14 protein-coding genes are annotated in these 13,093 nt (G+C 66.6%); 12 read left to right on the forward strand and 2 right to left on the reverse strand.

The genetic code is table 11. The features are described 5' to 3' along the window. Position 1: 1 nt before the first annotated feature. From N5K27_RS08970 to N5K27_RS09005, 8 genes are all read left to right on the forward strand, one after another. On the forward strand, positions 2–355 hold the full coding sequence (locus tag N5K27_RS08970) for a histidine triad nucleotide-binding protein (RefSeq protein ID WP_087838605.1): 354 nt from the start codon (positions 2–4) through the stop codon (positions 353–355). A gap of 61 nt (positions 356–416) precedes the next feature. Continuing rightward, the gene (tatA, locus tag N5K27_RS08975; protein ID WP_087838604.1) at positions 417–656 is read left to right on the forward strand and encodes a Sec-independent protein translocase subunit TatA; all 240 of its coding nucleotides are present in this window, start codon (positions 417–419) and stop codon (positions 654–656) included. 161 nt (positions 657–817) lie between these two features. Further along, positions 818–1,429 (forward strand): Sec-independent protein translocase protein TatB, encoded by a 612-nt coding sequence (gene tatB, locus N5K27_RS08980; RefSeq protein WP_087838603.1) that lies wholly within the window; start codon positions 818–820, stop codon positions 1,427–1,429. Next, complete coding sequence (gene tatC / locus N5K27_RS08985) at positions 1,426–2,190, forward strand: twin-arginine translocase subunit TatC (RefSeq protein WP_087838602.1); 765 nt, start codon at positions 1,426–1,428, stop codon at positions 2,188–2,190. The genes tatB and tatC overlap by 4 nt, the downstream gene beginning before the upstream one ends. Positions 2,191–2,265: 75 nt before the next feature. Next, a complete protein-coding gene (locus N5K27_RS08990) occupies positions 2,266–3,414 on the forward strand; it encodes an ABC transporter substrate-binding protein (RefSeq protein WP_087838743.1) in 1,149 nt (382 codons plus the stop codon). 45 nt (positions 3,415–3,459) lie between these two features. Next, positions 3,460–4,494 (forward strand): branched-chain amino acid ABC transporter permease, encoded by a 1,035-nt coding sequence (locus tag N5K27_RS08995; protein WP_087838601.1) that lies wholly within the window; start codon positions 3,460–3,462, stop codon positions 4,492–4,494. Between the two features lie 65 nt (positions 4,495–4,559). Beyond that, positions 4,560–6,311 carry a branched-chain amino acid ABC transporter ATP-binding protein/permease gene (locus N5K27_RS09000; protein WP_279815937.1) on the forward strand — a complete coding sequence of 584 codons (1,752 nt, stop codon included), beginning with the start codon at positions 4,560–4,562 and terminating at the stop codon, positions 6,309–6,311. A 14-nt stretch (positions 6,312–6,325) separates the two neighbouring features. Beyond that, entirely contained in the window at positions 6,326–7,054 is a 729-nt protein-coding gene (locus N5K27_RS09005) for an ABC transporter ATP-binding protein (protein WP_087838599.1), read from the forward strand. A gap of 13 nt (positions 7,055–7,067) precedes the next feature. Here N5K27_RS09005 and N5K27_RS09010 read toward each other — a convergent pair whose 3' ends face one another. Next, positions 7,068–8,246 (reverse strand): Do family serine endopeptidase, encoded by a 1,179-nt coding sequence (locus tag N5K27_RS09010; protein WP_087838598.1) that lies wholly within the window; start codon positions 8,244–8,246, stop codon positions 7,068–7,070. Between the two features lie 36 nt (positions 8,247–8,282). Here N5K27_RS09010 and N5K27_RS09015 point away from each other — a divergent pair, with 36 nt between their 5' ends. Beyond that, positions 8,283–9,107: a Nif3-like dinuclear metal center hexameric protein gene (locus N5K27_RS09015; RefSeq protein ID WP_087838597.1), complete on the forward strand. Its 825-nt coding sequence runs from the start codon at positions 8,283–8,285 to the stop codon at positions 9,105–9,107. Between the two features lie 260 nt (positions 9,108–9,367). Here the strand turns inward: N5K27_RS09015 and mscL are convergent, their stop codons facing one another. Beyond that, complete coding sequence (mscL, locus tag N5K27_RS09020) at positions 9,368–9,808, reverse strand: large conductance mechanosensitive channel protein MscL (RefSeq protein WP_087838596.1); 441 nt, start codon at positions 9,806–9,808, stop codon at positions 9,368–9,370. A gap of 216 nt (positions 9,809–10,024) precedes the next feature. Between mscL and petA the strand changes: the two genes are divergently transcribed. The 3 genes from petA to N5K27_RS09035 all read left to right on the forward strand — a co-directional run bounded on the left by petA (position 10,025) and on the right by N5K27_RS09035 (position 13,041). After that, positions 10,025–10,633 carry a ubiquinol-cytochrome c reductase iron-sulfur subunit gene (gene petA / locus N5K27_RS09025; protein ID WP_087838595.1) on the forward strand — a complete coding sequence of 203 codons (609 nt, stop codon included), beginning with the start codon at positions 10,025–10,027 and terminating at the stop codon, positions 10,631–10,633. Between the two features lie 128 nt (positions 10,634–10,761). Continuing rightward, positions 10,762–12,147, forward strand: coding sequence for a cytochrome bc complex cytochrome b subunit (locus N5K27_RS09030; protein WP_087838594.1), 1,386 nt, complete (start codon positions 10,762–10,764; stop codon positions 12,145–12,147). A gap of 51 nt (positions 12,148–12,198) precedes the next feature. After that, the gene (locus N5K27_RS09035) at positions 12,199–13,041 is read left to right on the forward strand and encodes a cytochrome c1 (RefSeq protein ID WP_176400721.1); all 843 of its coding nucleotides are present in this window, start codon (positions 12,199–12,201) and stop codon (positions 13,039–13,041) included. Positions 13,042–13,093: the final 52 nt, after the last annotated feature.

Raw genomic sequence — 13,093 nt, forward strand, 5'->3', positions numbered from 1 at the left:
GATGAGCGACAACTGTATTTTCTGCAAGATCGCGCGTGGGGAAATCCCCTCGCGCAAGGTCTACGAAGACGACGAGATCTTCGCCTTCCACGACATCAATCCCATCGCGCCGGTACACTTCCTGGTCATTCCCAAGCGGCACGTTCCATCGCTGCAGGACGTGGCCGCGAGCGACGTGCCGCTGTTGGGTAGAATGCAGGTTCTGATTCCCCGCCTGGCGCTCGAACAGGGCTGCCGCCCCGGCCCGGAAGGGGGATTCCGTCTGATGGCCAACAACGGCGCGGACGGTGGACAGGAAGTGCCGCACCTGCACTACCACGTGATAGGCGGTCCCCGCCCCTGGAAGCGCGACTGAGCCGGGCGATTTCCGCCTCTATTGACTGGACGATTTTCCGCCGCAAGGCGTGGAGCATGTAATGGGTAGCTTTAGCATTTGGCACTGGCTGGTTGTCCTGGTGATCGTGGTTCTGATCTTCGGCACCAAGAAACTGAAGAACCTCGGGCAAGACCTGGGCGGCGCCGTGAAGGGATTCAAGGAAGGGATGAAGGAAGGCGGCGACGCCGCGGCCTCCAACCCGGAAACCACGTCCGCCGACCCCAAGCGCGTCTCCGCCGACACCATCGACGTGGAAGCCAAAGAAAAAGAACGGACCTGACAGGGGTTTCCCCTCCAGATCCATCATCAACACGAAGGCGCCCCGCGCCAAGATAACCGACCCACTCCAGGGCACCGCGGATCCGGCTCTGCCGGTCCGCCAGTGCCGCCCCCTTGAGGGGGCGCCCGTCAGGGCGTAGGGGGTGTTCCCATAGGCGCTGAATGTTCGACGTCAGCTTTACCGAGCTTCTCACCATAGGCGTGGTGGCGCTCATCGTCATCGGGCCCGAGCGGCTGCCCAAGGTGGCGCGTACCATCGGCCACCTGCTGGGCCGGGCGCAGCGCTACGTCAACGACGTCAAGAGCGACATCCGCCGCGAGATGGAGCTCGAGGAATTGCGCAACCTGCGCAAGGAAATGGAAGACGCGGCCCGTTCGCTCGAGACCACGGTCAAGACCAACGTCGAGGAACTGCACAAGGGGCTCAACGAGGTCCAGCAGACCGTCGAGGGGGCCGCCCGCGACGTGAAGGATGCGGCGACGGGGACACAGGAGCCGGCCGCCCCCGCCGAGGCGTCCGCGCTCGACGCGCCGGCCGCCCAAGCTGCTCCGGCGGTCGAGGCGCCCTTCACGGGACCGGCCGCCGGGCCCGCCGCTCCGGCGGCCTCGTCCGCGCAGCCGGAGGGGGCCGAACCGGCCGCCGCCCAGGAAGCGCCGTCCGAGCAGGACCTCGCGCAGGGCTCGCTGTTTCCGCCGGACCTGTTGCCGTCGTCCGCCGATCAACCCGCCGCCGGCCAGCCGGCCGAGGCTTCGACGGTACGTGAAAGAACGTGACTGACAAAGACGTATCGCAGGAAGACAGCTTCATCTCCCACCTGGTGGAGCTGCGCGACCGCTTGCTGAAGGCCATCATCGCGGTCGTGGCCGTCTTCATCGTGCTGTTCCTTTATCCCGGCGCCTCGGCGATCTACGACGTGCTGGCCCAGCCCATGCTGGCGACCCTGCCGCCCGGCACGCGCATGATCGCCACCGGCGTCATCACGCCCTTCATGGTGCCGGTCAAGGTCACGCTGCTGGCGTCCTTCGTGCTCGCGCTGCCCTTCGTGCTGTACCAGGCCTGGGCCTTCGTCGCGCCGGGCCTCTACCAGCACGAGAAGAGGCTGGCCCTGCCGCTGATCGTGTCCAGCACCGTGCTGTTCCTGTCCGGCATGGCCTTCTGCTATTTCGTGGTCTTCAAGACCGTTTTCCACTTCATCGCCACCTTCGCGCCGCAGTCGATCACGCCGGCGCCTGACATCGAGGCCTACCTGAACTTCGTCATGACGATGTTCCTGGCCTTCGGCCTGACCTTCGAGGTGCCGGTGGCGGTGGTGCTGCTGGTCAAGACCGGGGTGACCACGGTGGCCAAGCTGTCCGCGGCGCGCGGCTACGTCGTCGTCGGCGCGTTCGTGCTGGCGGCCGTCGTCACGCCGCCGGATGTTGTCAGCCAGTTCTTGTTGGCGGTACCTTTATGCGTGCTCTACGAACTGGGCCTGGTGGCGGCCCGCTTCGTCAAGAGCCGGGAATCGGATTCGACCGCCATCGAGAAAGTCTGAACCCGCCGTGCCCCGGTGCCGCCCGCGCGGCCGGGGCGGGGGTTCGGTTCCAGAACAAGCACAATGGGGACCTTCATGTTTTCCTTGAACAAACTGGCCCTGGCCGTGGGCCTTGGCGTTTTCGCCGCCGCCGCGCAGGCCGACATCACCGTGGGCGTCAACGTCTCGGCCACGGGCCCGGCCGCCTCGCTCGGCATTCCCGAGAAGAACACCTTCGCCCTGATGCCCAAGACCATCGCGGGCCAGAAGGTCAACTACATCGTGCTGGACGACGCCAGCGACACCACGACGGCGGTCAAGAACGCCCGCCGTTTCGTGACCGAGGACAAGGTCGACGTGATGGTCGGTTCGACCATCACGCCGAACTCGCTGGCAATGGTCGACGTTGCCGCCGAAACCGGTACCCCGGTGGTGTCCATGGCCGCCTCGGCCGTCATCGTCGAACCCCAGGACGTCAAGAAGCGCTGGGCCTTCAAGACGCCCCAGAACGATGCCGAGATGGCCAAGGCCATCGTCGAGCACATGCAGGGCCAGAAGATCAAGTCGGTGGCCTTCATCGGCTTCGCGGACGCCTACGGCGAGGGCTGGTACCAGGAATTCTCGAAGGCGGCCCAGGCCGCCGGCATCAAGGTGCTGACCAACGAGCGCTATAACCGTACCGATACGTCGGTGACCGGCCAGGTGCTGAAGATGATCGCCGCCAAGCCCGACGCCGTGCTGATCGCCGGTGCCGGCACCCCTGCCGCGCTGCCCCAGAAGACGCTGAAGGAGCGCGGCTACCGCGGCACGTACTACCAGACCCACGGCGTGGCCAACAACGACTTCCTGCGCGTGGGCGGCAAGGACATCGAAGGCACCTTCCTGCCCGCGGGTCCGGTGCTGGTGTCGGCCCAGTTGCCGGCGGACAATCCGGTCAAGGCCTCGGCCACCGAGTACGTGCAGAAGTACGAGGCGACCTACGGCAAGGGCTCGGTGTCCACCTTCGGCGCCCACGCCTGGGATGCCGGCAAGCTGATCGAGGCGGCCGTCCCCGTCGCCCTGAAGAAGGCGCAGCCGGGCACGCCGGAGTTCCGCGCGGCCCTGCGCGACGCGCTGGAGAACGTCAAGAACGTGGCGGGCGCGCACGGGGTATTCAACATGAGCCCCACGGACCACGTCGGCCTGGACAACCGTTCCCGCGTCATGGTCGTGATCGAAAACGGTGGCTGGAAGCTGATCAAGTAATTTTCTGGTGGACCAGGGCGGATCTCCGGCCCTGCCGGAGCTGACATGGATTTACAGATCGCCCTTTTCCTGATCCAGGACGGTGTCGTCAACGGCGCCATCTATGCGTTGCTGGGGATGGCGCTGGTGCTGGCCTTCACGGTCACGCGCGTGATCTTCATTCCCCAGGGCGAGTTCGTCGCCTGGGGGGCCCTGACCCTGGCGGGCTTGCAGGCCGGCCAGTTGCCGGGAACGGTCTGGCTGCTGGCCATGGGCGGGTGCGCCGTCATGCTGGTGGAGCTGTGGACCGCGTGGCGGCGCCAGGACTGGCGTGCCGTTCCGCGGGCCGCCGGCTGGAACCTGCTCTATCCCGCATTGATCTTCGCCGCCGCGCGTTTCGTCGATTTCCAGCAAATGCCGCTGGCCGTGCAGATCCTGTTCGCGCTGCTGGTGGTGGTGCCGATGGGCCCCATGGTCTGGCGCCTGGCCTTCCAGCCGGTGGCCGAGAGCAGCGTCCTGGTGCTGCTGATCGTCTCGGTGGCGGTGCACGTGGCCATGGTGGGGCTGGGGCTGCTGTTCTTCGGCGCCGAAGGAGCGCGCACTTCGCCGTTCACCGATGGCGGCATCGAGCTGGGTGGCATTCCGGTCTCGGCCCAGACGCTGTGGGTGATCGGTTCGTCGATCGCCCTCATCCTGGCGCTGACCGTGCTGTTCGGCCGGACGCTGTATGGCAAGGCCCTGCGCGCCACGGCGGTGAACCGGGTCGGCGCCCGCCTGATGGGCATTCCGACCAGCCTGGCCGGCAAGCTCTGCTTCACGCTGTGCGCCTTGATCGGAGCGTTCTCGGGCATCCTCATCGCGCCCATCACGACCATCTACTACGACACCGGCTTTTTGATCGGCTTGAAGGGCTTCGTCGCCGCCATCATCGCCGGCCTCGCCAGCTATCCGCTGGCCGCCGCCGGCGCGGTGCTGGTGGGCCTGCTGGAGGCCTTTTCGTCGTTCGCGGCCAGCGCCTACAAGGAAGTCATCGTGTTCACGCTGATCATCCCGGTGCTGATCTGGCGCTCGCTCGCCTCGCGTCACGTGGAGGAAGAATGATGCGGCTGCGCCCCATCTGGTTCGTCGGCGCCGGCCTTGTCCTGCTCGTCGCCGCCGTGTTCGGGATGTCCGAGTTCACCGTCACGCTGCTGAACTACATCGGCTTGTACGCGCTGGTGGCGCTGGGGCTGGTGCTGCTGACCGGCGTGGGCGGGGTGACTTCTTTCGGCCAGGCGGCCTTCGTCGGCCTGGGCGCCTACACCAGTGCCTGGCTATCCATCGCCACGCTGCCGCCAGCCTTCGCGTGGCTGGGCGGCTCGCCCTGGTTGGGGTTGCTGGCCGGCCTGGTGGTCACCGCGGTGGCCGCGTGGGTGCTGGGCGCGATCGCGCTGCGCCTGTCCGGGCACTATCTGCCGCTGGGCACCATCGCCTGGGGGCTGAGCCTGTACTTCCTGTTCGGGACGCTGGATTTTCTGGGGGGCCATACCGGGCTGTCCGGCCTGCCGCCCATTTCGATCCTCGGGCTGGACCTGTCCAAGGGCCGGCACCTGTTCTGGCTGATCTGGGCGATCCTGCTGCTGGCCATGCTGCTGGTCAGCAACCTGCTCGATTCGCGCGAGGGACGGGCCATCCGGGCGTTGAAGGGCGGCATGGTGATGGCCGAGTCGATGGGGGTGAACACCGCCCGCTCGCGCATCGCGATCTTCATGATCGCGGCCCTGCTGGCATGCGTCTCGGGCTGGCTGTATGCGCACATGCAGCGCTTCGTGAATCCCACGCCTTTCGGCCTGCATATCGGCATCGAATACCTGTTCATGGCCGTCATCGGCGGAGCAGGGCAGGTGTGGGGCGCGCTGGTCGGCGCCGGCCTGGTCACCATGCTCAAGCAATGGCTGCAGGACCTGCTGCCCGGCCTCCTGGGCGCCTCGGGCAATTTCGAGAGCATCGTCTTCGGCATCCTGCTCGTGGTCGCCTTGCAGCGCGCGCCGGACGGGCTCTGGCCCGTGATCGTCCGCCTGGCCCGGCGTTGCCTGCCGCTGGCCGAGGCGCGCCGCGCCGTGGACGAGGGGGCGCCGCGGCTGGCCCGGCGCGCGCAGCCGGCGCACGGCGAGGTCGTGCTGGAAGCCCGGGGTCTGACCAAGCGGTTCGGCGGGCTGGTGGCCAACAACGACATCAGTTTCACCGTTCCGGCCGGCGGGGTGCTGGCCCTGATCGGCCCCAACGGCGCCGGCAAGAGCACCATGTTCAACCTGCTGTCCGGCGTGGACGACCCTTCCTCGGGGAAGGTGGTTTTCCGCGGACGGGACGTGACCGGCCGGCCCTCGCGCGAGATCGCCGCGCTGGGCATGGGCCGCACGTTCCAGCACGTGCGCCTGCTGCCGCAGATGACCGTGATCGAGAACATCGCGCTGGGCGCCCACTTGCGGGAGCGTCCGGGCCTGCTGTCGGGCCTGGTGCTGGGCGGCCTGCACCTGGAACGCCGCGAGGAGGCGCGCCTGTTGGCCGAGGCGGCGCGGCAGGCCCGGCGCGTGGGGCTGGGCGACGCCCTGCACGTGGCGGCCGGTTCGTTGCCGCTGGGCAAGCAGCGCATGCTGGAGATCGCCCGCGCGCTGTGCGCCGATCCCTGCCTGCTGTTGCTGGACGAGCCGGCGGCCGGCCTGCGCTACCTCGAGAAGCAGGCCCTGTCCGACACCCTGAAGGCGCTGCGCTCCGAAGGCATGGCCATCCTGCTGGTCGAGCACGACATGGATTTCGTCATGGGCCTGGCCGACCGCGTGGTGGTGATGGAGTTCGGAGAGAAGATCGCCGAGGGCTTGCCCGAGGACGTGCAGCGCGATCCGCGCGTGCTGGAAGCGTATCTGGGAGGTGTGGAATGACGGGGTCGGCGGCAATGGCCGCGCCGCTGCTCGAGGTCTCGGGCCTGTCGGTGTCCTACGGCAAGGTCGAGGCGCTGCATGGCATAGACCTGGCGGTGCCGGCGGGCACCATCGTGACGGTGATCGGCCCCAACGGCGCGGGCAAGACCACCTTGCTGTCGGCCATCATGGGACTGCTGCCGGCGCGTGGTGCCATCAGCCTGGAGGGCCGTCCACAGCGCCGCGTGGACATCGAGCAGATGGTCGCCGCCGGCCTGAACCTCGTGCCCGAGAAACGCGAACTGTTCGGCGAGATGAGCGTCGAGGACAATCTGCTGCTGGGCGCTTTCCAGCGCTATCGCTCGGGCCATCGCGACCAGGCCGCGTCGATGGAGGAAGTCTACGGGCTCTTCCCCCGGCTCAAGGAACGCCGCCGCCAGCTGGCTGCCACCCTGTCCGGCGGCGAGCGCCAGATGCTGGCCCTGGGGCGCGCCCTCATGGCCAAGCCCCGCCTGCTGCTGCTGGACGAGCCATCGCTGGGGCTCGCGCCGCGCATCGTCAAGGAAATCTTCCTCATCATCGCCGAACTGCGGCGCCGCGGCGTGGCCATCCTGCTGGTCGAGCAGAACGCGCGCGCGGCCTTGCAGACGGCCGACTACGCCTATGTGCTGGAGACCGGCCAGGTGGTGCTGGCCGGCCCGGCCCGCGAGCTGGCGGACGATCCGCGCGTGGTCGAGAGCTACCTGGGCCTGGGCCGCAAGTAGGTCCGGGCCGGCGTCAGGGTTGCTGGGCCTCGCGCCTGGGCTTGGGCCGCGTGCCGATGGTCACGCTGGCTTCCATTTCCTGTCCGCCACGGACGATCTTGATGGACACCTTCTCGCCCGGCGGCAACTGGGCGATGGCGTTCAGCATCGTGGTGGTGTCCAGGATGGCCTTGCCCGCGACCGATACCACGATGTCGCCCGTGCGTATGCCGGCCTTGGCCGCCGGCCCGCCGCGCACCACGCCGGCGATGATGACGCCTTCCTTGCGCGACAGCTTGAAGGCGTCGGCCAGCTCGGCCGTCAGGTCCTGCGGCTCGACGCCGATGTAGCCCCGCGTGACCGTGCCGGTCGTGATCAGTTGCTCCATCACCTGGCGCGCCGTGCTGACCGGGATCGCGAAGCCTATGCCCAGCGAGCCGCCCGAGCGGGAATAGATGGCGGTGTTGATGCCGACCAGGTTGCCCTGGGCGTCGATCAGCGCGCCCCCGGAATTGCCGGGGTTGATGGCGGCGTCGGTCTGGATGAAGTTCTCGAAGGTGTTGATGCCCAGGTGGGTGCGGCCCAGCGCCGAGACGATGCCCATGGTCGTGGTCTGGCCCACGCCGAACGGGTTGCCGATGGCCAGCACCACGTCGCCCACCTGGAGATCCTCGGCCCGGCCGAAGGTGACCGAGGGCAGGTTGGGCAGCGCCAGCTTCAGTACCGCCAGGTCGGTCTCGGGATCGGACCCGACCAGGGTGGCCTTGCCCTTGCGGCCATCGGCCAGCGCCACTTCGATCTCGTCCGCCGCCTCGATCACATGGTTGTTGGTCAGGATGTAGCCTTCCGGGCTGACGATGACGCCCGATCCCAGGCTGGAGACCGGTTCGGGGTTGGTGTCGGGTTCGCCGAAGAAACGCCGGAATACCGGATCGTCGGAGAACGGATAGGCAGGCTGCTGGGGCGTGTCCTTGCTGGTGAAGATGTTCACCACGGCCGGCGCCGCCTTGTGGGTGGCCGCCGCATAGGACGCGGTCGCGCCGCCTTCGCCGGTCGGCGAGGGCGAGGCCTCGAAGAACGGGACGACGATGGCGTTATTGCTGCCCGGGCCCCCGCGGCGTGGCAGCCATTCGGGGCGCAGGGTGGCGACGATGAATAAAATGGCCAGACAGACGGTGGTGGTCTGGGCAAAGATCAGCCATAGTCGGCGCATGTGCAAAATACTTTTCCCTAGCTTAGGAGATTGACAATGATCGCAGGCGAGCGGGCCTCAGCGCAAACCCATGCACCAGCGGGGGGCGCGGGCGGCGTCAGCGCCGAGGAACTCGCGTCCTGGCTGGCCGCCGAACTGCAGGTCGCCCGCTTCCGCGACTACTGTCCGAACGGATTGCAGGTCGAGGGACGGCCCGTGGTCCGGCATATTATCGCCGCCGTCACCGCATCCGAGGCCGCCATTCGGCATGCCATCGCCGCCGGGGCGGACGGCCTGCTGGTCCACCACGGCTGGTTCTGGAAGAACGAGGACCCCCGCGTGCGGGGCACCCGCCGCACCCGCCTGTCGCTGGTCCTGGGCCATGACCTGAACCTGTTCGCCTACCACCTGCCCCTGGATGCCCACCCCCGGTGGGGCAACAACGCACAACTGGCCGAGGTGCTGGGCCTGGCCCCCCACTTCGTGGAGGGCGTGCCCCAGACCGCCGGCCATGACGGCCTGATCTGGCTGGGCCAGGCCCCCGGCCTGGCCACGGTGGGCGACCTGGCGGCCCGCATCGCGCAGCGCCTGCAGCGCGAACCCATGCTGATCGGCGACCCCTCCCGTCCCGCGGGCCGCATCGCCTGGTGCACCGGCGCGGCCCAGGGCATGCTCCAGGACGCCATCGACGCCGGCGCCCAGACCTACATCACCGGCGAGATCTCCGAACCCACCGTCCACCTCGCCCGCGAAACCGGCACCGCCTTCCTGGCCGCCGGCCACCACGCCACCGAACGCTACGGCGTCCAGGCCCTGGGCCGCGCCATCGCCGACCGCTTCGGCATCCGGGTGGATTTCATCGACATCGACAACCCGGTCTGAGGGGAAGCCCACCCCCTACCCGCTGACGCGGGCCCCCTAAAGGGGGCGAAACTGGCGGACTGGCAAAGCCAGCTCCGCGGTTTCCTGGGTCTAGGGAAACGATCTTGGGCTGAATCACCGATGCTATCGCTGGCAGCCAGCGATAGCATCGGTGCCGCAACCCAAGAATTGGGTACTAGACCCAGGATGCGGTGGATCCGGCTCCGCCGGTCCACCCGCATCGCCCCCTGGGGGGCGCCCGCAGGGCGTAGGGGGGGGGCCTACCTCTTCAGCAGGTCGCGGATTTCGCGCAACAGTTCGACGTCTTCCGGGGTCGGCGCGGGCGCCGGCGGCGGGGCTTCCTTGGTGAAGCGGGCCTGGGCGCGGTTCATGGCCTTGACCATCCAGAAGATGACGAAGGCCAGCAGCACGAAGTTGATCAGAATAGTCAGGAAATTGCCCCACCCGAGCAGGGTGGCGCCGGCCTTGCTGAGGGCGTCGTAGGTCTGCGGGCCGGTGTAGTCGGCCGGCGCCCGGAGTACGATGAACTTGTTGCTGAAATCGACGTTGCCGCCCAGGATGACGTTGACGATCGGCATGACGATGTCTTTGACCAGGGAGTCGACGATCTTGCCGAACGCCGCGCCGATGATCACACCGACCGCGAGGTCGACGACGTTGCCGCGCATCGCGAAATCGCGGAACTCCTTCATGATGCTCATGGACCACCTCCCGTTTGTTGTTGCGCGAGAGTATCTCTCATTTTTCTGCGTGGCGGTGAGCTCGGCCGTAACAGTGCGATGGCGAATGTGCTACGAAGTCTGTCGGGCCCTGTAGGCATTGCGTTATACTCGAAGGTTACTATAAGGCGCCGGTCCGCCAAGAGCGCCAATCTGCTTTCAAGTGCTAAGAGAAGAAGTAATCTTGAGGGTCAATCAATGAGTCAGGACAAAGTGGTAGACGCCGACCGCCGTTTCTGGGTCGGCACCACCTGTGCTGTCGGGGGAGTCGCGGCCGTAGGAGTGGCCGTTCCTTTCGTCAGCACGTTCGCCCCGTCCGAACGGGCGAAGGCGGCGGGTGCTCCGGTGGAAGTCGAAATTGGAGACATGCAGCCCGGTGAAATGCGCACCGTCGAGTGGCGCGGCAAGCCGGTCTGGATCATCCGCCGGACGCCCGAGCAGCTTGCCACGCTGAAGGAAGTCGACGCCCAGCTCGCCGACCCCAACTCCGAGCGCAACCCGAACGAAATCACGCCCGAGTACGCGCGCAACGAGTACCGCTCGATCAAGCCCGAGTACCTCGTCGCCGTCGGCATCTGCCCGCACCTCGGGTGCTCGCCCACCGCCCGGTTCGCCACCGGGCCCCAGCCCAACCTGCCGGCCGATTGGCACGGCGGCTTCCTGTGCCCCTGCCATGGGTCGACCTTCGACATGGCCGGACGGGTGTACAAGAACAAGCCGTCGCCCGACAACCTGACGATTCCTCCCTACGAGTTCGTGTCCGATACCAAGATCGTGGTCGGTGTCGACAAGAACAACAAGGCCTGAGCGTCAGTCATTCGCAGCGGGGGAGGCGATAACCGCGTCCTCCTGTCAAACGTAGCCATAGAAACACGTCGGCGTTGCGGCACCAAGCAGCGCAGCGCCGAACCCGCCGAGCAAAAGGAGCAGCAGCCATGGCTGGCGAGAAGAATGTCGAGACCACTGGCCTTCTGGGCTGGATCGACGCCCGCTTTCCGCTCACCTCGACCTGGAAAGCGCACCTGTCCGAGTACTACGCACCGAAGAACTTCAATTTCTGGTATTTCTTCGGCTCGCTGGCGCTCCTGGTGCTGGTCATCCAGATCGTGACCGGGATTTTCCTGGTCATGCACTACAAGCCCGACGCCGAACGCGCGTTCCAGTCGGTCGAATACATCATGCGGGAAGTGCCGTGGGGCTGGCTCGTCCGGTACATGCACTCCACCGGCGCCTCGATGTTCTTCGTCGTGGTGTACCTGCACATGCTGCGCGGGCTGTTCTACGGCTCGTACCGCAAGCCGCGCGAGCTGGTCTGGATCTTCGGCGTGGCGATCTTCCTGTGCCTGATGGCCGAGGCCTTCATGGGCTACCTGCTGCCCTGGGGCCAGATGTCCTACTGGGGCGCCCAGGTGATCGTGAACCTGTTCTCGGCCATCCCGTTCGTCGGTCCTGACCTGGCGATCCTGATCCGCGGCGACTACGTCGTCTCCGACGCGACCCTGAACCGCTTCTTCTCGTTCCACGTCATCGCCGTGCCCCTGGTGCTGCTGGGCCTGGTCGTGGCGCACGTCATCGCGCTGCACGAAGTCGGCTCCAACAACCCCGACGGCGTCGAGATCAAGGCCAAGAAGGACGCCAACGGCGTTCCGCTCGACGGCATCCCGTTCCATCCCTACTACTCCGTGCACGACCTGTTCGGTGTGGCGATCTTCCTGATGATCTTCAGCGCGATCGTCTTCTTCGCGCCGGAGATGGGCGGCTACTTCCTCGAGTACAACAACTTCATCCCGGCCGATCCGCTCAAGACCCCGCCGCACATCGCGCCGGTCTGGTACTTCACGCCGTTCTACTCGATGCTGCGTGCCTGCACCGACGACTTCACCTGGGTGCTGGCGTTCGCCGCGGTCGCGGCGGCGGTGTGGTTCCTGCTCAAGAGCCGCGTCAGCGGCGTCGCCAAGATCGCCATCGTCGTGGTGCTGCTGGCCATCGCCGTCCTGCTGCGCGTCTGGGACGCCAAGTTCTGGGGCGTGCTGACGATGGGCGGCGCGGTGGTCATCCTGTTCTTCCTGCCCTGGCTCGATCATTCGCCCGTGAAGTCCATCCGCTACCGTCCCGGTTGGCACAAGTGGATCTACGGCATCTTCATCGTCAACTTCCTGGTGCTGGGCTACCTGGGCACGCAGCCGCCCAACGACGTCTTCAACCTCATCTCGCAGATCGGCACGGTCCTCTACCTCGGCTTCTTCCTGTTGATGCCGTTCTGGAGCCGGCTCGGCACGTTCAAGCCTGTGCCCGAACGTGTCACTTTCTCCGCCCACTGAGGATGTTCACCGGGCCGGCGGCGGTTGCGCCGGCCCGACAGACTAACGGATATCACGATGAAGAAGCTGCTCGGTCTACTGATTCTGATGCTTGCCTGCACTGGGGTGCAGGCAGCCGAAGGCGGGTATCACCTCGAGAAGGCGCCCTCGCGCCTGAACGACCTGCCGGCCCTGCAAAACGGGGCCAAACTGTTCGTCAACTATTGCCTGAACTGTCATGCCGCCTCGTCGATGCGGTACAATCGGCTCAAGGACATCGGCCTGACCGACGAACAGATCAAGGACAACCTCCTGTTCACGGACGGCAAAGTCGGCGACATGATGACCGTTGCCATGAGCGCCAAAGAGGCGAAGGAATGGTTCGGCGCCGCGCCTCCCGACCTGTCGGTCATTGCCCGGGCGAAATCCGTCAACGCGGGACCGTCGGGCGCCGATTACCTCTACACCTACCTGCGTACGTTCTACCGCGACGATACCCGGCCCACGGGCTGGAACAACCTGGTCTTTCCCAACGTGGGCATGCCTCATGTCCTGTGGGAACGCCAGGGTCCGCGCGAACTCACCACCGTCGCCATGCACCGGGGCGAAGGCGAGCACGGCTGGGAGCGTGTCACGACGACCTACGACGTGAATGGCGCTGCCACCGTCAAGCATGAGCCGGTTGCCGACTACCATGGCCACGAAACGATGGAAACGCGTTTCACGGCCAAGGATGCGGCCCGGGTGCAAGCGTACGACAACGACGTGGCCGATCTGGTCGCGTTCATGTCGTGGATGGCCGAGCCCGTGCAGCAGCATCGCGTGCGGCTGGGGGTGTGGGTGCTGATTTTCCTGGCTTTCTTCACGGTCATCACCTGGCGCCTGAACGCCGTGTACTGGAAGGACGTCAAGTAGTTCTCGAACTACCTGTCCGGGGCCAGCATCCTCTTGGATGACTGGCCCTTTA

This window comes from Pigmentiphaga sp. GD03639 (genome assembly GCF_029845405.1).
Lineage (GTDB): Bacteria > Pseudomonadota > Gammaproteobacteria > Burkholderiales > Burkholderiaceae_B > Pigmentiphaga > Pigmentiphaga daeguensis.

What these genes read in the sequence shown, in the direction of transcription:
- mscL (WP_087838596.1), bottom strand. Translation starts at nt 9,808, where the DNA reads ATGAGCATCATGAAGGAGTTCCGCGATTTCGCGATGCGCGGCAACGTC.
- tatB (WP_087838603.1), top strand. Translation starts at nt 818, where the DNA reads ATGTTCGACGTCAGCTTTACCGAGCTTCTCACCATAGGCGTGGTGGCG.
- tatA (WP_087838604.1), top strand. Translation starts at nt 417, where the DNA reads ATGGGTAGCTTTAGCATTTGGCACTGGCTGGTTGTCCTGGTGATCGTG.
- N5K27_RS08990 (WP_087838743.1), top strand. Translation starts at nt 2,266, where the DNA reads ATGTTTTCCTTGAACAAACTGGCCCTGGCCGTGGGCCTTGGCGTTTTC.
- N5K27_RS09000 (WP_279815937.1), top strand. Translation starts at nt 4,560, where the DNA reads ATGTCCGAGTTCACCGTCACGCTGCTGAACTACATCGGCTTGTACGCG.
- N5K27_RS08970 (WP_087838605.1), top strand. Translation starts at nt 2, where the DNA reads ATGAGCGACAACTGTATTTTCTGCAAGATCGCGCGTGGGGAAATCCCC.
- N5K27_RS09010 (WP_087838598.1), bottom strand. Translation starts at nt 8,246, where the DNA reads ATGCGCCGACTATGGCTGATCTTTGCCCAGACCACCACCGTCTGTCTG.
- N5K27_RS09030 (WP_087838594.1), top strand. Translation starts at nt 10,762, where the DNA reads ATGGCTGGCGAGAAGAATGTCGAGACCACTGGCCTTCTGGGCTGGATC.
- N5K27_RS08995 (WP_087838601.1), top strand. Translation starts at nt 3,460, where the DNA reads ATGGATTTACAGATCGCCCTTTTCCTGATCCAGGACGGTGTCGTCAAC.
- N5K27_RS09015 (WP_087838597.1), top strand. Translation starts at nt 8,283, where the DNA reads ATGATCGCAGGCGAGCGGGCCTCAGCGCAAACCCATGCACCAGCGGGG.
- N5K27_RS09005 (WP_087838599.1), top strand. Translation starts at nt 6,326, where the DNA reads ATGGCCGCGCCGCTGCTCGAGGTCTCGGGCCTGTCGGTGTCCTACGGC.
- petA (WP_087838595.1), top strand. Translation starts at nt 10,025, where the DNA reads ATGAGTCAGGACAAAGTGGTAGACGCCGACCGCCGTTTCTGGGTCGGC.